19 protein-coding genes are annotated in these 22,589 nt (G+C 62.2%); 5 read left to right on the forward strand and 14 right to left on the reverse strand.

The window, feature by feature from the left end:
* Positions 1-16: 16 nt before the first annotated feature.
* Positions 17-1,171, forward strand: a complete 1,155-nt coding sequence (cofG, locus tag NO366_RS17465) for a 7,8-didemethyl-8-hydroxy-5-deazariboflavin synthase subunit CofG (protein ID WP_256532065.1) — start codon at positions 17-19, stop codon at positions 1,169-1,171.
* 81 nt (positions 1,172-1,252) lie between these two features.
* Here cofG and NO366_RS17470 read toward each other — a convergent pair whose 3' ends face one another.
* Entirely contained in the window at positions 1,253-2,575 is a 1,323-nt protein-coding gene (locus NO366_RS17470) for a M48 family metallopeptidase (RefSeq protein WP_256532066.1), read from the reverse strand.
* 383 nt (positions 2,576-2,958) lie between these two features.
* On the opposite strand from NO366_RS17470, the gene katG reads away from it, so the two are divergent.
* Positions 2,959-5,100, forward strand: coding sequence for a catalase/peroxidase HPI (katG, locus tag NO366_RS17475; RefSeq protein ID WP_256532067.1), 2,142 nt, complete (start codon positions 2,959-2,961; stop codon positions 5,098-5,100).
* A gap of 123 nt (positions 5,101-5,223) precedes the next feature.
* Here katG and NO366_RS18695 read toward each other — a convergent pair whose 3' ends face one another.
* The 4 genes from NO366_RS18695 to NO366_RS17490 form a co-directional block, all read right to left on the reverse strand.
* The gene (locus tag NO366_RS18695; protein WP_382273749.1) at positions 5,224-5,565 is read right to left on the reverse strand and encodes a PemK-like protein; all 342 of its coding nucleotides are present in this window, start codon (positions 5,563-5,565) and stop codon (positions 5,224-5,226) included.
* The gene (locus NO366_RS17480) at positions 5,562-5,921 is read right to left on the reverse strand and encodes a MarR family transcriptional regulator (protein WP_256532068.1); all 360 of its coding nucleotides are present in this window, start codon (positions 5,919-5,921) and stop codon (positions 5,562-5,564) included. The genes NO366_RS18695 and NO366_RS17480 overlap by 4 nt, the downstream gene beginning before the upstream one ends.
* Positions 5,922-6,061: 140 nt before the next feature.
* Positions 6,062-6,277 carry a DUF8028 family protein gene (locus NO366_RS17485; protein ID WP_256532069.1) on the reverse strand — a complete coding sequence of 72 codons (216 nt, stop codon included), beginning with the start codon at positions 6,275-6,277 and terminating at the stop codon, positions 6,062-6,064.
* A 28-nt stretch (positions 6,278-6,305) separates the two neighbouring features.
* On the reverse strand, positions 6,306-7,241 hold the full coding sequence (locus NO366_RS17490) for a hypothetical protein (protein ID WP_256532070.1): 936 nt from the start codon (positions 7,239-7,241) through the stop codon (positions 6,306-6,308).
* A gap of 412 nt (positions 7,242-7,653) precedes the next feature.
* On the opposite strand from NO366_RS17490, the gene NO366_RS17495 reads away from it, so the two are divergent.
* A complete protein-coding gene (locus tag NO366_RS17495) occupies positions 7,654-7,878 on the forward strand; it encodes a DUF433 domain-containing protein (RefSeq protein WP_256532071.1) in 225 nt (74 codons plus the stop codon).
* Positions 7,875-8,198, forward strand: coding sequence for a DUF5615 family PIN-like protein (locus NO366_RS17500; RefSeq protein WP_256532072.1), 324 nt, complete (start codon positions 7,875-7,877; stop codon positions 8,196-8,198). Before NO366_RS17495 ends, NO366_RS17500 begins: the two co-directional genes overlap by 4 nt.
* A gap of 68 nt (positions 8,199-8,266) precedes the next feature.
* Here NO366_RS17500 and twy1 read toward each other — a convergent pair whose 3' ends face one another.
* The 3 genes from twy1 to NO366_RS17515 form a co-directional block, all read right to left on the reverse strand.
* The gene (gene twy1, locus NO366_RS17505; RefSeq protein WP_256532073.1) at positions 8,267-9,298 is read right to left on the reverse strand and encodes a 4-demethylwyosine synthase TYW1; all 1,032 of its coding nucleotides are present in this window, start codon (positions 9,296-9,298) and stop codon (positions 8,267-8,269) included.
* Positions 9,299-9,385: 87 nt separating this feature from the next.
* Entirely contained in the window at positions 9,386-9,766 is a 381-nt protein-coding gene (locus NO366_RS17510; RefSeq protein ID WP_256532074.1) for a hypothetical protein, read from the reverse strand.
* 170 nt (positions 9,767-9,936) lie between these two features.
* Positions 9,937-10,605: an HAD-IIB family hydrolase gene (locus NO366_RS17515; protein ID WP_256532075.1), complete on the reverse strand. Its 669-nt coding sequence runs from the start codon at positions 10,603-10,605 to the stop codon at positions 9,937-9,939.
* Between the two features lie 165 nt (positions 10,606-10,770).
* Here NO366_RS17515 and NO366_RS17520 point away from each other — a divergent pair, with 165 nt between their 5' ends.
* On the forward strand, positions 10,771-12,918 hold the full coding sequence (locus NO366_RS17520) for a hypothetical protein (protein ID WP_256532076.1): 2,148 nt from the start codon (positions 10,771-10,773) through the stop codon (positions 12,916-12,918).
* 149 nt (positions 12,919-13,067) lie between these two features.
* Here NO366_RS17520 and NO366_RS17525 read toward each other — a convergent pair whose 3' ends face one another.
* The 6 genes from NO366_RS17525 to NO366_RS17550 all read right to left on the reverse strand — a co-directional run bounded on the left by NO366_RS17525 (position 13,068) and on the right by NO366_RS17550 (position 22,584).
* On the reverse strand, positions 13,068-13,205 hold the full coding sequence (locus NO366_RS17525) for a DUF7503 family protein (RefSeq protein WP_256532077.1): 138 nt from the start codon (positions 13,203-13,205) through the stop codon (positions 13,068-13,070).
* Positions 13,206-13,386: 181 nt separating this feature from the next.
* Entirely contained in the window at positions 13,387-14,331 is a 945-nt protein-coding gene (locus NO366_RS17530; protein WP_256532078.1) for a DUF368 domain-containing protein, read from the reverse strand.
* Between the two features lie 359 nt (positions 14,332-14,690).
* Positions 14,691-15,251, reverse strand: coding sequence for a hypothetical protein (locus NO366_RS17535; RefSeq protein WP_256532079.1), 561 nt, complete (start codon positions 15,249-15,251; stop codon positions 14,691-14,693).
* A gap of 212 nt (positions 15,252-15,463) precedes the next feature.
* Positions 15,464-16,318 carry a hypothetical protein gene (locus tag NO366_RS17540; protein ID WP_256532080.1) on the reverse strand — a complete coding sequence of 285 codons (855 nt, stop codon included), beginning with the start codon at positions 16,316-16,318 and terminating at the stop codon, positions 15,464-15,466.
* 489 nt (positions 16,319-16,807) lie between these two features.
* The gene (locus tag NO366_RS17545) at positions 16,808-19,468 is read right to left on the reverse strand and encodes an oligosaccharyl transferase, archaeosortase A system-associated (RefSeq protein ID WP_256532081.1); all 2,661 of its coding nucleotides are present in this window, start codon (positions 19,466-19,468) and stop codon (positions 16,808-16,810) included.
* 1,775 nt (positions 19,469-21,243) lie between these two features.
* The gene (locus NO366_RS17550) at positions 21,244-22,584 is read right to left on the reverse strand and encodes a sulfatase-like hydrolase/transferase (RefSeq protein WP_256532082.1); all 1,341 of its coding nucleotides are present in this window, start codon (positions 22,582-22,584) and stop codon (positions 21,244-21,246) included.
* Positions 22,585-22,589 lie beyond the last annotated feature (5 nt).

Consider the following 22,589-nt stretch of genomic DNA (forward strand, 5'->3'; position numbering starts at 1 on the left):
TGCCACCCTTCGAGCGATGATCCCGGGGGCGGCCGAGTACGACGTCGACGTGGTGATCGACGAAGACGAGATCGAGCGACTGCTCGACGTGATGCCCGAAGACGTGACTGGACCCACGGAACTCACCTACGCCCGGAACGTGTTCGTACCGCTGACGACCGCCTGCCGGTACACGTGCACCTACTGCACCTACTTCGACCCGCCGGGGGAGGCGTCGCTGCTCTCGCTCTCCGAGGTCCGCGACATCTGCCGCCGCGGCGCCGATGCCGGCTGTACGGAAGCGCTGTTCACCTTCGGCGACGATCCGGACGACCGCTACACGGAGATCCACGCCCGGCTCGAGGAGTGGGGGTACGAGTCGATCCACTCGTACCTCCGGGCGGCCTGCGAGGTCGCGTTGGAGGAGGGACTACTCCCGCACGCGAACCCAGGGGACCAGACCCGCGACCAGATGGCGACCGTCGCGGACGTGAACGCGAGCATGGGCGTGATGCTGGAGACGACGGCCGACGTGGACGCACACGCGGGGCCGCGCCGGAAAGTTCCCGGCCAGCGCCTCGATACCATCCGCACGGCAGGCGAACTCGCCGTCCCGTTCACGACGGGGATCCTCGTCGGCATCGGCGAGGACTGGCGCACCCGCGCGGAGAGTCTGCTCGCCATCCGCGACCTCCACGAACGGTACGGCCACGTCCAGGAGGTGATCGTCCAGCCGGTGCGGGACAACGAGCGCTGGCGGGGCGGCACGCCCGACCTCGCGACGATGCGACGCGTGACGGCGATGGCGCGCGCTGCACTGCCCGAAGCGGTCTCCGTCCAGGTGCCGCCGAACCTGACCCCAGTCCGGGAGCTCGTCGACTGCGGCGTCGACGATCTGGGCGGCGTCTCGCCCGTGACGGACGACCACGTCAATCCCGACTACGCCTGGCCAGCGCTCCGCGAACTGGAGTCCATCGCCGACGACGTTGGCCTCCCCCTGGCCGAACGACTGGCGGTCTACGAACGGTTCCTGCCGGCGGACGGACGCGCCAGCGTGACGCAGTCGGAGGCGACGGGTGAGCGAGACTGGCTCTCACCGCGGATCCGCGAGGCGATCGAGGCGGACGACGAATCGGGCGAACGCTACCGGTCGGTGCTCGAATCCGGGACGAATCCGGTTCCAGGCCGCTAGCCGGCCGGCGCTGTCGGAAGCGGGTCGCTCGTGTTCACAGAGACGGTAGACCCGAATCGAAACGGGGACGTCCGAACCCGGTCACTCGCCAGTACCGGCGGTCGGGACGTCGTCGGTCGGGCCGTCGCGTTCGTCGCCACCGAGTCCCCGAATGTACCGGATGCGATCCGGAATCGGGGGATGGTCGTAGTGGAACGTGGCGTACAGCGGGTGCGGGAACGGGTTCTGTAAGTTCTCGCCGGTGAGTCGGGTGAGCGCCCCGACGAGTGGCGTTCCGTCGCCCATCACGTCGACCGCAAAGGCGTCGGCCTCGCGCTCGTGGGCCAGCGAGAGGCGGTTCTCGAGCGGGGTCGTGAGGTCCAGAAGTGGCGAGACCCAGAGCGCGCCGATGGCGAGGCCGGCGTAGGCCGTCTCGGGAACGTCGAACATCCCGTAGAGCCACGTCGTCTCCAATACGGCCCAGAGGACGCCGAGCGCGACGCCGATCCGGACGAGACTCGCGGCAAACTGTTTCCAGATGTGTGCGCGCTTCCAGTGGGCGAGTTCGTGTGCGAGCACGCTCTCGAGTTCGGGCAGATCCATCTGCGCTACGAGCGTGTCGAAGAGGACGACGCGCTTGGTCCGTCCGAAGCCGACGAAGTAGGCGTTCGAGTGTCCCGAGCGTCTGCTCGCGTCCATGACGTAGACGTCGTCACAGGTGAAGCCGGCGCGGTCGAAGACGCGTTCGACGCCGTCGCGGAGATCGCCCGCTTCGACGGGTTCGAAGTCGTTGAACAGCGGGGCGATCACGCGCGGATAGACGACCAGCATCGCCAGGGAGAACGTAGCGAAGATGGCGAGTGCGGCGACCGGCCACAGCGTCGGCAGCGTCTCGACGGTCCAGAGCACCGTCGCCGAAAGTGCCGCGACGATGACGACCGTGATCACCAGGCCGATCAGGAGATCCCGGACGAACAGTGCCGGCGTCTGGTTGTTGAAGCCGAAGCGCTCCTCGACGACGAAGGTGTCGTAGAGGTCGACGGGAATCGAGAGGGCCTGCATCCCCACAACCGTGACGACGAATACCGCTGTTCCGCTGACCACGGGACCGAAGCCGAGTCCCTCGACCCACTCGACGGCCGTCCCGACCGCCCCGCTGTAGAGTGCGATCAACACGACGACGAGCGTGATCCACGACTGGAACTGCCCGATCGTCGTCTTCGCCCGGTGGTACGCGCTCACCCGCTCGGGATCGTCGACGTCGAGGGTGTCCGCGACCCACTCGCGCTCACGCAAGAGAGTCTCACGGCCGTACCGGACGTTCACCAAGGCGAGCACGCCGAAGAACGCGGACGAGCCGACCACCAGCAGGAGAAAGATCGCGTGAGCGAGCGGATAGTCGCCGATCGGTACCGGATCGAACATGCCGGACCATCGTCGTCGACGGGAGTAACGGTTTCGCAATCGTTCGGTCGAACACGTGTCCGATGGGGGCACGAGTGCGAGTGCGAGATGGGTGGTACGCGTGTCCGAGAGAGGAGAGAAAAAAAACTAGAGCGGGAAGATTCGTCCTCGTGTCCGTCCGCGACGAGCGCCAGTCGATCACCCACCAGTCGATGAACGGTTGTGAATCGACGGGAGGATCGGACGACCGGCGACCGGGAGCGGTGAATGGGCGTGGACGTGGCCGTCGTCGGTCCGAATCGTCTACGGAGGATTCGCATTTGGGGAACAATTGTTTTCGTCAGACGAAAGCTACCTTTCCGAAGTAGACACTCTTATTATGCGAAAGTGGCAAGAGACGGGTGATGCCAAACGCAGACCGAGACTGGTGGCCAGACGCGCTCGATCTGACCATCCTCGATCAAAACGCCCAGCGGACCGATCCGATGGGCGAGAACTTCGACTACGCCGAGGCGTTCGAGTCGCTCGACTACGAGGCCGTCAAGGCCGACCTGGAGGAACTGATGACGGACTCGCAGGACTGGTGGCCCGCGGATTACGGCCACTACGGACCACTCTTCATCCGGATGGCCTGGCACAGTGCCGGCACGTACCGGACGCACGACGGTCGGGGCGGTGCCTCCGGCGGTCGCCAGCGCCTGGCTCCCCTCAACAGCTGGCCGGACAACGCGAACCTCGACAAAGCCCGGCGACTGCTCTGGCCGATCAAACAGAAGTACGGCCAGCAGCTCTCGTGGGCGGACCTCATCGTGCTCGCGGGGAACGTCGCGCTCGAATCGATGGGATTCGAGACGTACGGGTTCGCGGGTGGCCGCGAGGACGACTACGCGCCCGACGACGCCGTCGACTGGGGCCCGGAAGACGAGATGGAAGGTGCCTCCCCCGAGCGCTTCGACGAGGACGGCGCGCTTCGCGACCCGCTCGGCAACACCGTCATGGGTCTCATCTACGTCAACCCTGAGGGCCCGAACGGCGAGCCCGACCCCGAGGCGTCCGCGACGAACATCCGCCAGACGTTCAGCCACATGGCGATGGACGACGAGGAGACGGCCGCGCTCATCGCCGGCGGACACACCTTCGGGAAGGTCCACGGTGCCGACGAGGCAGATCCAAACGTCGGCCCCGAGCCCGAAGCAGCGCCGATCGAACAGCAGGGCCTCGGCTGGAAGAGCGAGCACGGTTCCGGAATGGGGGCGGACACGATCACGAGCGGCATCGAGGGTCCGTGGAACACCACGCCGACGCAGTGGGACATGGGCTACGTCGACTCGTTGCTCGATAACAAGTGGTGGCCCGAGAAGGGCCCCGGCGGCGCCTGGCAGTGGACCACGCAGAACGGGGAACTCGACGCGTCCGCTCCCGGTGTCGAAGATCCTGCGGAGAAAGAGGACGTGATGATGCTCACGACGGACATCGCGCTCAAGCGCGATCCGGACTTCCGTGCGGCCCTGGAGCGCTTCCAGGAGGATCCCGCGCACTTCCAGGAGACCTTCGCGAAGGCGTGGTACAAACTGATCCACCGCGACATGGGACCCTCTTCGCGCTTCCTCGGTCCCGAGGTCCCCGACGAGGAACTGCTCTGGCAGGATCCGCTCCCGGACGTCGATCACGACCTGATCGACGAAACTGATGCCGAGGACCTCAAAGAGCGCGTCCTCGCCTCCGATCTCACCGGGACGCAACTCGTCAAGACCGCCTGGGCGGCGGCCTCGACCTACCGCGACAGCGACAAACGCGGCGGCGCGAACGGCGCGCGCATCCGGCTCGAACCCCAGCGTAGCTGGGACGTCAACGAACCCGCGGAACTCGAGACGGTCCTCTCGACGCTCGAGGGAATCCAGGCCGAGTTCAACGAAACGCGTTCTGACGACGTGCGCGTCTCGCTGGCCGACCTGGTCGTCCTCGCCGGGAACGCGGCCGTCGAGCAGGCCGCGAGCGAGGCGGGCTACGACGTCGAGGTGCCGTTCGAGCCCGGCCGCACCGATGCCACCCAGGCCCAGACCGACGTGGAGTCCTTCGAGGCCCTGGAGCCGGCAGCAGACGGGTTCCGCAACTACTACAGCGACGAGGCACGCCTCTCCGCAGAGGACGAACTGGTCGACAAAGCGGACCTGCTCGGCCTGACACCCGACGAGATGACCGCGCTGGTCGGCGGCCTGCGCGCGCTGGGCGCCACCTACACCGACCACGGCGTCTTCACCGACGAGCCGGGGACGCTGACCAACGACTTCTTCGAGACCGTCTGCTCCATGGACTACGAGTGGGAACCGGTCTCGGATGACCGCGAGGAATTCGAACTGCGCGACCGCGAGACCGGCGAAGTCGCGTGGACGGGAACGCGCGTCGACCTCGTCTTCGGCTCGAACTCCCGCCTGCGCGCCATCGCGGAGGTCTACGGCGCCGAAGACGGCGAGCACAAGTTAGTCGAGGACTTCGTCGACGCCTGGCACAGCGTGATGGCGGCCGACCGGTTCGACCTCGAGTGAAGACCGGCTAACCGGCCGTCTGCCGATCGGCTTTTTTGATTCGTTCGATAGCTCACCGGCAGTATCGATGGGAGGTGTGCGACTGTGGGTGGTACTCGTGACCGACTATCAGGAAACCGACAGTTAGGGAGTAAGGTAGCCGATCAACTGTGATAGGACGTCCTCGGTGCGCGAATCGACTAGAGAAGTGAGGCGGTATTCTACTTCCACTGCGTTGTTGCGGGTCGCAAGTGACCACGGAAGGACGTAGCTTTGGGTTCCAAGTGGGTCGCCCTCGTAGTCACCATCTCGGAGTGTCAGTGATTCTTCGTGGTAGGTCTTCGTCGGTAGTAGGGCGGTGATAAGTTGGACACCGTGGGTGGGGAACTGTGGTGTCCCGAGTACGAGTAGCGGACGCCCTTTCTCTGAGAGCGGATCGGTCCCCCAGACGATGTCTCCGCGCGCTAGTTCCTCGAACGAGGTCACTGTACGTGCTCCATTTCGTCGGTTTGGAGTGCTTCGAGCCGTTCCTCCCCGTACTGCTCATCAGCGGTCTCGTAGTGTCGATGAAGCCGATAGGCTGATCTGAGCCGTTCCTGGTCGTCTGTGATCGCCCAGTAGGGGCGCTTGTGTCTCACGAGCCCTCGCTCTTTCAGTCGGGAGAGGATCGCACTCACTGCGTCCGTCTGTAGTTCGAGTTGTGCTGCAATCGCGGCTGCCTTCCACGCCCGGTCGTCGTTATCGTCGAGGAACCGAACGATCCGTTCGGTGTCGTTTCTTCCCTCGAATTCGCCGTCGTCGGCGTTTTCGAACTCGTCGATATCGATGGCGCCGCTCGACATACAGGGTTGTTGGTGCCGGTGAGCCTTAGCCATTTGGTGCGATTGGTTTGTTTTGGAGGGGTGGTACCATCGTGAGATGATCGGTCGAGATCCGGGGAGTGAAGTTTGCCGAGGGCGATTGTGTGTAGCTACGCATCCCGCTACGGCGTCGACGGTCGAGATCCATCAGTTCGGGATCGGGGGCGGTACTCGTGTCCGATCACCAGACAGCCGGCGTGGACGACGATCACACCGAGAAGGACCGTCGTCGGCGCTACACCCAGCAGTGGCGGTACGTAGGCGACCGGAAGGGCCACGGCGAACCAGAAGGCGACCGCGCGCAGCGTGGACGTGGCGTAGTGGAGGGGACGAGTCATGGATGGAGGGCAGCGACGGATATGGTCGTCAGGCGTCGTTCGGGTGGCAGGCCAGATCCGTCGAGATCGTCGACGTGTCGAGCACCCCGCCTTCGGTGAGTTCGAACGTCGTTCGTGCGGCGGTACAGCCGAGCCCGGCCTCCTCGAGGTCGACCGTCGCGCTCGCGTCGGTTTCGAGGACGCGTGCCTCGATCCGGTCAGAGCCGTTCCGATCGAAGTGGACGTCGGCCGTCGCATCCGGCTCCACCGAGAAGAGCCCGTCGAACAGTGTACGCTCGCCGTCGCCGAGCAGGAGGCGTGCGGTCAGAGGTCGAGCGGTTGGATTCTCGACGCTGACGGTATGGTGCCCGTCCAGTTCGTCGGACTGCTCGATCGTCCCGACGGTGTGTTCGACGCGCTCGCCCGACGCGACGCGGTCGGTGACGACGTTCCCACAGGCCATCAGCGTCGACAACGTCGACGACGAGAGGCTACTGTCAGCCTGAAGTTCAAGCTGTACGCTCGTGGCGTTACAGTCGAACTGGGCGCGCTCGACGGTCGCCGTCTCGGTCTCGCCCGATCCCTCCACGGTCGCCTCGACGGTGTACGCGGCGAGGCGTCGAATCTCGACCGCCACGGTCCCTTCCGGTTCGACGGCGAACGCCTCGTCGAGTAGTGTCTTCCCTCCCTGCACGATTACGAGCGCGACCGTTCGCCCGGTATTCGTGGGGTTCGTCAGGAAGACGGCGTGCGGAGAGCGTCGCCCGCCGATCCCGGACGTGTCGTCACCTGGGGCGCGTTCGACGGTCCCACCGGACGGAACCCGCGTCGAACGAGCAGCGTCCGACGGCGGAGTATCACCGTCCGGTGTGGATCCACGCGGCTGCGTGTCGGCGGGCGTCGTAGCGTCCAGTCGCTGGAGGCAGCCCGCGGTGGCCGCGGTCGCTCCCAGTCCAGCTGCGGCGAGTACGTGGCGGCGCTTCATACATCGACATTCGTCCCAGGTGATAAACCTCTCCCCCTGGGTCAAATCCGTCTTTCAGGTATGGCGAGGCCACCACCAGTCTGGGCACGCTGCTGTGTCGACCGCTTATTCCCCGACGACCGAATCACGCGCCCAGAACTCGCTTCCCTTCCGTACCTTCGGGACTCAGGTGGCGTCCTCGCGGGCGAGTAGTGCAGCAAATTCCTCGGTAATATGGCGCTTTTCGAACCCCCGGCTCCCGGTTCTTTGGGTGAAGAGGAGGCACAGTCTTGCCACCGACTGCCGGATTGGCGGGGTTCGATACCGCAAAGAGCGACGCTACTCTCGTAAAGGGAGCCGTCAACCGCCCACGCCCGTCGATCGATTCACACCGACCGCGACTTTAAATGTGATACCGTCCATATAATTGACCATGAGCATCGTTCAGGATCCCGCCCACAGTGATGGTTCTCCCACGGTAGAGGGGACGGGCATTCGCGTGAAGGATATCGCAAGCGCATACGAACATAGCGGATACGAACCGGACGAAATAACCCAGCTTTATCCAGACCTATCGCTGGGCGACGTTCATCGAGCGCTCGCATATTATTACGATCACATCGACGAGTTTCGATCTGCGGAGTCCGCCGCCGCATGAGGCCGCTGTACTGTGATGAGGGGATATGGATCCCCGTCGCAGATGGGCTCAGCAGGCGCGGGTGGACCGTCCACACCGTCCGTGGGGAAGGAAAGTTAGGTGAACCGGATCGTGACCACCTCTCCTACGCGAGACAAAACGATTGGATACTCGTTACGTTCGACGACGACTTCCTCTCCCTGGTAGAAACGAACGAACTCGCACACGCGGGTATCATCTACGTCCAGCAGGCTGGACGCGACATTGGGAGTGTCGTCAAATCAATTGACGGACGTCTCGAGACACTCTCGCCTGACGACCGTGGAATCCACTACTGCTGAGAGCCGCCGGTGGCGGGCCAGTTTCAACGACTCGGCGAACCGTCCGTGAGTCCGACCGCCCGTGACTGTCACTCCCCGACGACCGAATCACGCGCCCAGAACTCGCTTCCCTTCCGTAACTTCGGGACCCAGGTGTCCTGGTCACGAGCCAGGAGCGCCACACGAGAGGCTGGCACCTCCTTCAAAACCGGGTGCTCTGGCATGTGTTCGCCGACGGCTTCGGCGAACGCGACGACGTCTTCGTGGTCAGGCATGGTCGAACGGTCGAGTCGGTCCTGTGAGTGGCCGACGTGCATGTACGCTTTGAGCTCGACGAAGTCCGGATCTGCTCGCTGGAAGAGGCCGGCGTACCAGTCGGGGCTGTGCATGTTCTCGCCCTGGAGGAGCGTGGTTCGCAGAACGGTGCGAGTGTCGTCTTTCTCCGCCAGGACGTCCAGCGTCTCGACGAGGGTCTCCCAGGCGTCGTCTTCCATCGCACGGACGACCTGGTCGAACGTGTGGCGCTCCGGCGCGTCGACGCTGACGTAGAGTTGCGTCGGATCGCACTCGGCGAGTACCTTCGGGCGCGTCCCGTTCGAGACGAGAAACGTGGTGATGTCGCGGTCGTGGAAGGCGTCGATCAGTTCCGGCAGGTACGGGTAGAGGCTCGGCTCGCCGTCGAGCGAGATGGCGACGTGACGGGGCTCCATGGCCTCGTCGAAGGCTTCGCGAGGGACCTCGTCGTTGCCGCCGAAGCCCGAAAGGAGCTTTCGCTGGAGGGAGAGGGAGGCGTCGACGACTGCCTCGGGGTCGTCCCACTCCACGTCGTCGAGTTCGTAGGCGTGGCCCTGGTGATCGCGCCAGCAGAAGACACAGCGTTCGTTACACCGGACGACGGGCGTCATCTGAATGCAGCGGTGTGACTCGATCCCGTAGAAGATGTTCTTGTAACACTTTCCCTCGCCGCGGAGGGCGTTGGCCGTCCAGCCGCAGGTCTGGGCGGCCGTGTGGTTGACGCTGTGGTAGTCAGGACTCGACACCTGTTTGGGGCCGTCGTCCCTCGCCGCTGCGTCCCCATCGGTACCCGACCCGGCCCCGGTGGCGTCCGCGACGTCGCTCATGCCCCCGGGTTGGACGCCGCCGTCTAAAAGGTGTACGGTGTCGCTAGCGTCGGCGAAGACTCGACGACAACCGTCGACGGTCGTCACTCAGCGCTGGTCGCCCACGTCGTCCCGATCGCGCGTCGGGTGCCCGTCAGCGGAGGATCCGTGGTCGGAATCGGTCGGTGCTTCGGTCTGCGGTTCGAACGGGAGGCGACCGGGCCTGGCCGGCTGGTCGTCACGACGGGTGAGTTCGCGCTCGAATCCGTAGAGGACGGCTCCGGTGTTCGCGGTCATGATCACGCCCGGCAAGGGCGCCGACGTAAAGAGGTAGAGGAAGACGCCGACTGCGAGCGTTCCCGACGTCGCGAGTGCCCACAGGAGCGGACGGGAGACACCGACGCGCTCTGCGTCCCGACGAGTGACGGCGAACGCGCCGATCGAGGCGAGCCCGCCCGCGAGTCCGATCGCACCCGGTACCGATACCATGGAGTCCGTTCGGGGAGCCACGGATACGTATCTTGCGACCGGCCGAGCATCGCGCGCGACCGGACGAGGCGGGACGATCTCGGTTTCGACCACTCATCGCGTACGGCCTGACGGGGTGGTACGGTTTCGTGACCGGCCGATCATCGCGTGCGGTGGACCATCGGCGGTGGTCACGCGAACCGCGAGAGAACGGACAGCGTCCCGTCTGCGTGTGGCTCGTCTAGCACCTCGTCCGCTGCGGCTTTGGCCGCGTCGTCTGCGTTCGCCACGGCGAAGCTCCGGCCGACGCGCTCGAACGTCGAGACGTCGTTCTCAGAGTCGCCGATGGCCAGGCAGTCGTCGAGTTCTATATCGAGGTCCGGCGCCACGGACGCGAGTGCTCGCCCCTTCGATCGGTCGGTATCGGTGACGTGGTAGGCGTATCCGGTGTCGACGACCGTGAGATCGTGGTCGGCCGCGATCGCCGCCAGTGGATCGACCGGCCGATCGGTGGAGACCGCGAGTTCCGTTTCACGCCACCGATTGATGGTGTCGACGCCCTCCCAGCCGAGATCGAACCCGGCCGCCTCGTACTCTCGGGCCACGGCGTCGGCGCCCGCTCGATCGCCGACGACCACCAGTCGATCTTCGGTTACCGTGACGCCGCCGTTTTCGGCGACGACCAGTTCGGGGATGCCGATGAAGTGACAGAGTGCCACGGGATACGGAGCCGCTTTTCCCGTCGCCAGCACGACCGGTTCCTCCCACTCGCGGAGCGGGTCGAATACCCTTGGGTCTAGGCCTCGGCCGAACGGTCGGGTGAGCGTCCCATCGATGTCGACGACCAGTGGCGGACTCACAGGTGAGAGTTCGATGCCGAACGCAAAAGCGTACCGAGTCGGCTACAGACGACCGTTCGGTCACTCGGGTGACCGATGATACTCTGCTGATTTGTCACGGTAATTTTTGTCGGCGTGAATCGACTGGTTTTTTGCGTATCCGTCCCGATGTGGGCGTACCGACGAATGGCGATCGAGATCTCTACCCACACGGATCCCCACGGGCTGCGGCTGTTCGACTCGAACGAACAACGCCGCCTATCCCTGCGTACCGACCGCGAGGTCGAACCCCAGCAGGTGTCGTCCGACCTCTTCTGTTTCCCCGTCGATACTGCCTGTCGAATCGAGACGACGTCACTCGTGCTCGATCAACGGTATCTGGCGAACGTCCACGACCGGACGGGACAGGCGATCACGATGCTCGAAGACGACGGCAGCTACGATCTGACGGACGCCCTGCAGTTCGTGGGTCTCGACGGTCCGATGAAGGTGTACTGTCGCATCGACGCCCCCGGGACCGTCGAAATCGGGATCAACTCCATCCGATTTTCGTTCGACGAACCGACGTCGGTCGAGATCGGTGCTCGATCGCTGCACAAACGACCGACCGGTCGGATCACGACGCCGCCGGAACCGACCGAGCTGATGCGAGCCGTCTCGCAACTGACCTCGGCGCTGAAGACGGAGAGCCCGGAGCGGTCGTGGCCGACCCTCCGAGGACACCCACCGCTGATCGAACTCGGAACGGAGTTCGAGGTACAAACGGAGAACGAGCCGCTCGATACGGGCGTTCGAATCGAGGTTCCCGCCGACTTCGAACACCCGTTCGTCGTCGCACCCCTCTCGTTTTACCTCGGCGCCGTCGTCACGGAGGGATCGACGCCAGCAATACACACGGACAGTCGGACGATTCACCTCGGAACGGACCAGCCATTCGAAGACGACGTTGCCAGAACGTTGAAGCACGTATTCTTCCTCGATTGCCTGGTCAGGACGGAGGGCGTCTATCGATACGACCTTCACGAACGCGACCAGCTGGAGTCGACGCTGCCCTGGGATCTCGCCGACCTGTACGATCGGTCGCTGTCGGAGCGACTGGACGCGTACCTCTCGGTTCCGTACGAGACGATCGAGCCACAGGTTCCACGGTGGCCGCTCACCGCTCACGTTCCGTCGACGCCGGAGAGCGTCGAACTGCTTCCGTTCGTGGTCAACGAACTCGGAATCGTTCGACCGACGGGCGGGACCCGCGATTCGATCGAGACGTCGATACCGGACGCGACCGCAGCCCGGTCCGCTCCGACGGTCAGTCGGTCGGCGATCGAGGCGACTCCGGCGTCGGCCGGACCGGATCCACTCGTCCGATCTGCATCCCGTTCGCGACGGTCTCCCTCCGAAGCGCCGTCGACGTTCCCCGTCGTCGAACCGGACGTCACCGACGAGTCGATCGAACACGCCTGGTTCGGCGACCTCGCCCCCAAACACGGCTCGAAGGCCACGATAGAGGGCTATCAGAACCAACTCGAACGGAAGTCGCGAACGCAGCACATCGACATCCTGGTCGTCTGTAACGACGCCCGGATGCTGGACGAGCACGACATCTTAGACGAGACGTACGGGACTCGCGATCTGCTTCCGTTCGACGTGACGTCGAAGTTCGGCGTCTCGACCGACGAGCTGTCGGCGTTACTCGCCGACGGGGGCTACGACTTCTTACACTACATCGGTCACGCGACCGAGGCGGGTCTCGAATGTACGGATGGTCATCTCGACGTACGAACGCTCGAATCGGTCGATATCGGCGTGTTCTTTCTGAACGCGTGTCACTCATACGAGCAGGGACTGGCCCTCTCGCGTCGCGGTGCGTTCGGTGGCGTGGCGACGCTGGGCGACATCATCAACGAGCACGCCGTCGAATCGGGTGCGTCGCTGGCACGGCTCTTGAACCTGGGGTTCCCCCTCCGCGGCGCGCTCGAAATCGTCACCGAGTGGACCGTCCTCGGTGACCAGTACCTGATCGTCGGCGACGGATCGACCGACATCGCCCAGTCAGACGGCGGTCCGCCTGCGGTCGTCTCCATCGACCGATCTGGAACGGAAGCCGTTCTCCACTTTCGGAGCTATCCCGCGAAAGATTTTCAGATCGGCTCCGTCACGTCTCCAAGCCTCTCGTCGGTCGAACAACTCTATCTGCTCCCCAGACAGGACATCACCGCCCGCGTCGACGACGACTCCCTCGAGAACTACCTGACGTGGACGGAGACACCGGTGGTCATCGATGGAACGCTCCAGTGGAACGTCGACCTGGGCCTCCCGGCGTTTCTAACCGAGTGAGAGACACCTGTCGGGAGACCACGATACAGGTAGAAACGGCCACCAGACGGTACGGAACCGACTCCGCCAGTTACCACGTTCGATCGCGGAGTGCTTCGGTCGGCGACGGGATTCTTCCTTCGACGACGGATACGCGCCCAACTGCCGTGTTACGGACCGACGCCACCGACCATCGCCCCGGCAGCGACCGAACCGGTCTGGCTCAGCAGGACCATGGCGGCGAACAGGAATCCGAGTAGTCGCGGGTGTGCTTCGACGAGTTCTGCGAGGGTGTCGGTTGTGGACATTGCACTCGTCGAGACGTAACCATTGGTAATAATTCTTTCGTAATGTTTCAAATATTAATTGAAGGAATATTAGTTCCGGGCCGATCGACAGTCTCAGTTGTGAGCGAAACGGGATGTAGACGTAGCAACCGGTTCGGGGGTCGTTCGACGAGTGCGACGTGATTCGGCAACCGCCAACGTCTCACGTCGGGGTCGACGCGTCCGTGGACACTGCGGCGTACCGATCCGCGAACAGGACGAACGCAGCGCCGACGACGAGCGCGAGCAGCGCCGCACTCGGCCCAGCCGCGGGTGACGGTCCGAGGTCCGCGGCGATACGTTCGAGCGGTAATCGGAGCGCACCGACCATGAGACTGACCAGGAACGTCATCGTCGCCGCGCGATAGGAGGCGAGCGCCCGTTCGATCAGGTGGGCCATCGTGAAGAGCCCGATGACCGCCCCGGCCCCAAACGTCGCGACGACCGCGGCAGGGTCGGCCAGCGTCGCCGGAGACTGTCCGCCGAAGACGACCGCCCCGACACCATCAGTCGCCCGGCTCAACGTCCCAGTCAAGAACTCGTACTGGCCGAGCAGGAGCAAGAAGAACGATCCGGAGACCCCTGGTAAGACCATCGCACAGATGGAGATGGCACCGGTGACGAAGACGACCGGTAGCGCGTGTGAGACGCCCGCGGACGAGAGTCCCGACACCCCGGCCGCGACGATGATCCCGAGACTGGCGACGCCGATCCTGCGGACCGTCGTCACGTCGACTTCGCTGTAGAGGACGAGCGCGCTCGCGGCGATCAACCCGGTGAAGAAGCCGTACGTGGGCACCGGGTAGACGTCCGTGAGGTAGTGCATCGCGTTCGCGAGGAGGAGGACGGCGAGGATCGCACCCGACCCGAGCGTGAGGAGAAAGGGCAGATCCATCGCGAACAGTTCCACCCGCAATTTGTGGCGTGTCTTCGACGAGTGAATCGTCCGCAGTCGACGGAGGACGCACGGATCGACCGCCGTGATCGCCGCGATCAGTCGGTCGTAGACCCCCGCGATCAAAGCGATCGTCCCGCCGGAGACGCCGGGAACGGCGTCGGCCATCCCCATCGCGAATCCAGTGATGAACGTCCGCATACGCGCGCGCATTGGCTTGTTGCTACCGTCGGAACCCGGAAAAGAGTTCTGTGTGAATTCTGCCGTGATTTCGGTTAGAAATGAATACTGTGAGTCTGTGGATCAGGGTGTTATTTTGGATTGTGCTAGCCCCCTTCCATCTGGAACGTTCGCTTGGTTATATTCGTGAAATGCAGGGCGACACCGTTTGAGGCGGTGCGGTTCGGTCGCAGGTACACTTCAGATCGCCACTGACCCGAAAAACGGCAGCATCGTAGATAATTCTCCCGAGCTGGACAACACTGACGCTCTTTCCTCGATCGGACTGCCACAGTTCCAAAACGCATAGCATCGGTGAGAATATGTGTGAGAAACGATCCAGGATTTAGCTATCACCACCAGCCACAGTCTTCGACACACTCGCAATGCCAAGTGAGTTTCTTCCTATCGTCACCCCCACACCCAGGGCAGGTTCCCTTCGTACACATAATACATTGGTACTCACACTCTTCGTTATCGTCACACTCACGACCAGGACAAGTATTCTTTTTATATAAATCAACGATCTCCTCGCTTCCGTGGGTATCTATAACAGCAAATGCGCTGTCGAGTTCCGGTTTAACGCTGATGATAAACGTACCCTCGGGGACTTCCCATGATACCAGAAGGTCGGCCGTCACTCCATCCTCAATGGAGTGTGGATCAACGGTAACGGTAGCACCCCCGTCAGTTTCGGGTTCGCCGAGTGATTCGATTCCAAGCGCGTCAACCGTTGCCGACTCGATGTATCCTTCAGCGGCCACCGTTCGAAGGAGTTCGGTCTCAGCAGCTATTGTGTCCCGCAAAACCTCTACGTCTTCATATTTTCGTGTCGCCTGTTTCGCCTCCTCGGCCGTAAAGTCGGGTGTGCTGGTCGCAGTGGCGAATCCGCTCATACCGGCCGTCGCGCTCATAGCACTGACTGACTGAAGTACGCGACGACGCTTAATTGATGAATTCGCTGCGTCACTGGATTGGGTGTCATCCATAGTGATCGATTAGTATTATATTATCACCCCGTTAGTACTTTTCGATAAACATATTAAATTGTAGTTGTCCTTATTTCATTTGTTTGTATTTCAACCCAAGAATCTCTAACAATCCTAGGTAGCAGATGTCCACTACACTAGTGTAGCGATGCCTGGTACGTTTCAACGTCGGTTGCGACGAGGGGTTCTATAAGTGATCGACGTGCAGGAGGTATCTGCGCAATGCTGTTTTGGAAGGCTTTACGTTGCTCCGTAGCGAGTGTTTGTGCCTCATATTCCCCTAGAAGATTCCAAGCGTTCCAAGGACTTGGCTCATCTCGTTCGTACTGACGGTAGTCACGCAACAATTGCTCGTAGCAAAAATATGTACGGCCGATTTTCGACGCGCGCTGTACGGTTTCGTCCTCACGCCCGGTACTCACGGCACAGACACCGGTCATTGAACCGAATAGGGTGGATTGCCGTTCCAGCAGTTCACGGTAGGCCGATTCAGAGGGTTCGGATGATAGTTCCAGCACGAATGATCCGACTGTCTCGATCGTCCGGTCCGACCAATACGTGGCCGCACCTGGACCGAGTTTGCCGATATATTTGACGATCAGTGGAACGAGAAGTTCAATGGTTACTACGATTTCGAGTTCGCTACCCTGCTTGATATCTGAATCGATGAGATCATCGACTATATCATAATACTCGTGGACGAGAATGGAGGCTTTGAGCAGAGTATCTAATGTATCCTCTTTATCGTCGTAGCTTAGATAAAGTTGTTCGATAAGTAATTGGAATTTTCCAACCGGTCTTCGATATCGCCGCTTCGTGAGCGCATCGTTCGGTTCAAAAACGACGTACTGAATCTGATCCCGGAGCGTTTGATCTTCAATTTCGGATAGGATTTCAGCCACAAGCGTCTCCAACTTGTCTGCAAGAGTCTTTGTGTGAAGCCGGAAAGCGTCTTCCTGGTCCTGGGATACGTCAAGTGGTCGGTCAATCATCTGTTCCACAATTGGATTTTCGTCAGGTAAATTTTATTGATCGGATAGTGTATGGATTTTGGCTGATGCCAGCGGTCACATGTTGAGACCGTGTTAGCCCGACAGTGACCTGTACTCGGTTTCAGTCACTGACAGCACTCGGATCAACGGATCGGCCCTGTCGGAAGTGGCGATAGTACTACGCTGAAGGGTGAAGATGTGACATTTGACTCAGTGAGGCATCGTGTCGGGGTTTCATGGTTTACAATCAACGTCGCTCTCCCAGAATCTAACAACGCGCCGATCACCATCACACAACGTGACGGCCCGTGTACACGTGCATTGTCGTGGAGAGCTAATCGGTGCTCAGAACAGGAGTCGCCTCGGTTCCGATTACGATACGCGAATGGGCCGTACAAGACGTTCGACAACTGTATTTGGATACAGTGTACGCGTCCTGTATCCGACTTCGATCTGGCATCTGGGAGCCCACAGGCGACCGGTTTGTTCTTACGGCGTCGTGACTCGAGCGCCTCCGAGTCCGATCCGTTCCGTCGAATCGTCGCTACTCGTCGTGTTCCCGTCGTTCGACGATCCACCATCGGTCGCGGCGTCGGTTGTCGACTCGTTGGTCCCGTTGACGCCGAGGATATCCTCCAGAGTCGTCTCCTCGAACCCGTCGACCTGGATCGACTCACCGTCGTAGACGGCCGGTTCGTCGACGGTCGCGTTCGCCCGGTAGTACGTCTCGTTCGAGCCGACGATTACCTCGTACGAGCCGTTGGCCGTCACCGCGGTGTCGGTGTACCCCTCGTCCGGCCCGAGACTATTGTCGGTCGCGTACGGGACGGTGATCTCGAAGCTCCCGTCGCTCGCAACGTCGGCTCCCTGTGAGTAGGTAAACGTCCGGCCGGTGTTCGTCTCGACGGGGAGTCTGACGGTGGCCGTCGCGTTGCTGGCGTCGACCTCGTCGACGGTGCCCGAAAGCGTCGCCCCCTCGACCCGCTCGAAGCTCTTGACTTCCGAGAACGACTGGCCGGCCTGGGTGGAGACGGTGTCCTGCGATTCGTGGATGAGCCGGTAGTGTTCCATCCCCTGCGTGTCCTGGAGATATAGTTTGAACAGCTGGGTGTTCAGCATCTGTTCTTGCGAGGTGTATTCGGGGCCGGTCCACTGGGAGATAGCGCCGAACTTGGTGAACGCCATCTGGTAGTCGATCATCACGTACGGCATCCGGTTATCGACGTCCTCGGGCGCGTCGACCGTCACGTTGCCGTTCGCGTCGAGGCGCGGACTCATGCCCGCGTTGATGGCGTCCATGATCTCGTTCGCCGTCTCCTCGCTCGGCGCCTGGAAGTACGCCGAGGCGCTCCTGGCGTGTTGCTGGAACGGGTTCGCGTGCGGGATGCGTTCACCCTGGGTCGTTATCAGGTGACCGAAGTCCCACCACGACATCACGCCGTACGCGCCGTCCGGATAGTCGTAGTCGTGGTCGGCCGGATCGTACGTACCGTAGTAGTCGAGCTCGCTGGCGTTCCCCGCACCGTACAGGTTTCCGGGTTCCGGCGTGTTCGCTTGCATGTACGCGTTCGAACCCTCCCAGTTGTTTGCAATGGGGTTGACGTCGGCGCCTTCTCCGACACCGACCGCCGTCGCCGGGGCGATCTGGGGTGCGAACGGGACGAAGAGGACGAGGAGGACGAGGACGATCGTCAGGACCTGATAGGCTTCGACGTCGCGGACCGTCTCGGGGGGATGTACGTCGATCATCCCGATGACCTGGACGACCGTGTACCCGGAGAGGATCGCGACGGGGAGGATGAAGTAGTACCAGAACCGAACCTGGGTGGCGGCCATGCTCGTCAGGAACAGCCCCCAGACGATCATGAGGGTGTGTTCGGCGCGGTAGCGTTTCCCGACGAACGGTCTGAGCGCCAGGAGGACGAGCCCCCCGACGAAGAGGTACAGGCCCATGCCGAACTCCCGTCGTGCCTGCTCGACGAAGTCCCCCGGCGGTCGGGCCTCCTGAACGGTCCCGGCGGTCACGGAGGGATCGATCGGCGTGAGACGCGAGGTGACGTTCGAGACGATCGTCGAGTACAGATCGGGGAGGACGACTGCGAGGACGACGAGGCCTGCGACGGCGAGACCGACGATCGCGGCCGGATAGTAGGTACGTTCGATCCCTCTGGCGTCCCACTCGCGGGCGAGCCAGGCCATGAAGACACAGCCGACGGCGACGAGTGCGGCGAGGATCGGCTGGAGGAGACCGTAGTTGGCGACTTTCAACGTATACACGTCGGCGAAGACAAAACCGATAATGGCCGGAATACCGAGGCCGATGGCGCCGACGAACGCGACGTGGTCGGGGGAGACCCCGCGCACGAAGTCGATCGCGAGGTGAACGGCGAAGAAGACGCCGAGAATCCCCACGAAGACGACGCCCGGTGGCCACACCATGAGGTAGAGGCTGATCGCGAGGCCCGCGAGGGTGGCGTACAGGGCGGTCGCTCTGAGCGGTTCGAACTCCCTCGAACGGACGAGTTCCCAGACGGGTCTGTCGCGTTCGGCCGACCGCAGTGCGAGGGCCGTGGTGAAGACGGCGAGTGCCATGAACAGTACCTCCGCCGCGGTGTGGTCGAACGCGCCCGTCATCGTACGCGCCAGGAACGACCCCGGTGAGAGCGCGAGGATGAACACGGCGACGAGGCCGGCGAACCGGTTGCCGTCGCTCACTCGCGTCGCGATAGCGTAGACGGGGAGCGCGACGAGTACGGCCAGCACCGGCGGGACGATCAGGGCGGCGAGTTGCACGTCGGCCTGCGTCGGGTTCCCGAGGCCGATGAGCAGGGCGACGAACGCGGTTATCTGGTCGTAGACGGTGCCGAACTGGCCCGTGTAGTTCCCCACGGGGAACCCGGTGTAGACGTCGAACGGCATCGTCCACGGGAAGTTCTCGACGGTCCAGTCTGTCGTCCGCCAGTGATAGTACGAGTCGATGCCGGAGAACGCGGGCGCGTCGGCGTTTCTGAACCGATCGAGGTTGATCAGGCGCGTCCACAGCATGAAGCCCATCAGGACGCCGAGGACGGCCAGGTGACCGTATCGCTCCGCGAAGGCGACGACGTCCTCGGCCTGGAGGGCGCGGGCGTCTGCAGTCTCGCTACTCATTGCCCTACAGATTCGGTATCGGATCAATAAGCCTTCTCATCCGGAACCGTTGGTCCTTCTCTCGAAAGCCACGAAACTCACTCTATCTATATATTTCAATGCAAAATTAGTAAGTCGTACCACAATCTATTCGGTTTTAATATCGAATAACCAACGAGATTCCGGTTTTTGTCGTCCCCCAATCAGTCGATAGTCCCGACAAACATACCGTGCCGTATTCGCGAGGAGGCGTTCCAGTTCCCTCAGACGATGCTAGGAACGGCGACTCTCGTCGCCGCTGAATCGGGTGCTCGCGTTTGCGGTTCCGAATGCTTAAGCAGACCGGTTATCACGCTGCGGACGCCGTCATCGCCTACACGCACGGAATGGCGCGGGAACTAAGACATGAGCGATACCGCGACAAAGTGTACAAACTGTCCCCAAACCGTTGACACCTACCGGCTCCGTCCGACGACTCCAACCGACAAACGGGATAGGACCAACGGCGTCGTCGGCCGACTCGATAAGGAGAAGGGATTCACACGCCGATCGTGATTGCGAGGCGACTCCCCAACGACGTGGTGTTCCGATTCGTCGCGACGGAGCACTGCACAATCACGTCGAGACACCATTGGCCGACGAGATCGAACCCGGTTCGGTCCTCATCAGAGGCTATATTGACCACAACGATGTTTCCCGCTAACTAACCGCCCTCCACCTACTCGTGAAGCCGTCGAAACCAACTGAAGGTTTACAGACGACGATCCTGGAATCACTCGCGTACGGAACGCCGGTGTACGCTTTACCGATTCCGACGACAGAGACGACAAGACTGGACTTCGCATAACCGAGTACGGGAGTGACGTCGGTGTGGAGACGAACGCCAATGCTTTAGACGGCCACCGTATCCAACAGATTAACTAACAAGTTCGGTCATTGATCCGGCGAGTATACGATTCCAACACAGCAGACAATCAGTTATATATAGGTCCTCCGTTCCCTCGACGAGGGAACTGCGGAGAGGCCTTTCGAAGGAGACGAGTCGTTCCTCGTCGATCGGCACTGACGCTAGGACACACGAGCCACTCACGTAGGTGGGAATCGGCCCGGGAGCGGAACCAATGTGACTGCTTTCCGCCTGACCCCGGAGACAGCCCGACGAGGAGCGCGGCGTACGTGACGGCACCAACGACGAGTCCGACCGTGGCACGCAACTGGGCGAGTTTCTCTACATCGAGGCCGGGGCAGACGGCGGAACGCGCCACCGGCCGAAAATCCCGCTGGTATCGCTCGTACAGCGCCTGGTGGCTGAGACAACAAAGAAACACGGGGCGATCGAGGCCGCGATCCAGCGCGAATACGACCTTTTCTTCTGCTGCTGGAATTTCTGAATCCAATCGGCCACCTCGCCCCAACCGTCGACGAGAGCAGCTATTAGCACCGATGGTGTCGCCAGGCTGCCCGGTGGACGGGTGAAATTCGTGCACAGCTTGGTCGGACGACGTGCTAGTCTGCGTCTCCGATCACGGCCTCCGCGAGGGCGGACACACGCTCGACGCATTTCTAGGTGCGACCGATGAACGGGTGCTAGCGGGGACCGTATTTGTACTAGACGTTGCCGACACCATCGATCACATCACGCCGCGACAGGCGCCAGTGGAGTCACCACCGCTGGCTGTCGGTGGCGAGTCGAAGGTGATGGGGCGGGGAAATCCGCCGCGGCGATCCGGGATCACCTGGAGGACCTGGGTACCTCTGAACGCTCGAAACCGCGTTTCTAACCGATTCTTCTGACATCACTTGTATCCAAGCTTAGCGAGTCGATCCTCGACGACTCCGGAGACGTCAGTCGCGTCGTCGGACCCCCCAGGCCACGGCGGAAGTATCTCGCGCATCGACGCAAGTCGGTCGGAAGGTACCTCAGCCACGGCGTCGCCGGGGTTTGTGAGCGTGACATCGACATCATCCCCGTGGGACACGAGTAGCTTGTACTCGCCGTCGAAGACGGCCTTTTTCTCGTAGCCATTGAGACTGCTCTCGAAGAGCAGTTGCCGCTCCGGCGGCACTGATTTTCGAAGGGAGATGCCCGACGTCTCGATCGTGTCCAGATCCACGGCATCGAGGATGGTCGGCGCGACGTCGATCAGTGAGACCGGTCCGTCGAGCGGCCAAGATCGGTTGGTCACGAGCGGAACGCGTGCGAGTTCATCGTAGGCCGCGCCGCCGTGGTCGACGCAGCCGGTTCCGTCGAAGTGTTCGACGTCGAAGTCGACGTGCTCCCACATCGCCTCGCCGTGGTCGGCTGTGACGACGAGGAGCGGCCTTTCATCCAGGACTTCGTCAAGCTGGTCGACGTAGCGAGCGATCGCGTCGTCAACGTACTCGATCGATGCGCGATAGAGTCTGCGGCGGTGATCGCGGTAGCGTTCGCACGCTTCGTCACAGTCCGTCTCGCTGTTGTATCGCCAATTTTTGATCTCCTCAATCGTTTCGTCGACGTCGTGGCGGTCCCAGTACTCGGCCGGTGGATCGACCGGGATGTGGGGATCGGCGAGATGGAGCAGGGAGAACGTCCGTTCGCGACCGTTGATCCACCTAGCGTGATCACCGAGGACGTCGTCTGCGTTCGCGGTCACCGAGTGGTAGAGTTCATGAGTGGCAAACCTACCCGAGAGTGCGACGAACGGCGTATCGTGGCCGAATCCGCCGTAGGTCTCGTATCCCGCGCCTGCCAGAGCCTCCGTGACCGTCGTTCGGTCATCCGGGAGCGTCGGAGGTAGTGTCAAACCCTCTTCTGGTTCGTCAATTTGCTTCATCGCGCCGTGCTCGTTCGGGTACATGCCCGTTACGAACGAGGACATCGCCGGAAACGTCCAGGAGGCCGGTGTGATCGCGTCGGTCCGGTTGTAATCGGTGAGAAAGGGAGTCAGTTCGGGCGTGATGTGGTCGGCCCGGAGCGCATCGACGACGACGCAGACAATGTGGCGTGGCGCATCGGGAGACGTGTTGGTCCGTGGAAGCCGTTTGGTGGCGAAGATTTTGTTGGCTTCCCTGGTCTGATGCCAGTCGTACGGGACGGCGAGAAGCCGTTTCGCTCCCGGCGGGAGCCGGTCGATCAGCGTCCGCTTGACGTTCATTGGCG

The sequence above is a fragment of the Halovivax cerinus genome (genome assembly GCF_024498195.1).
Classification (GTDB): Archaea; Halobacteriota; Halobacteria; order Halobacteriales; family Natrialbaceae; genus Halovivax; species Halovivax cerinus.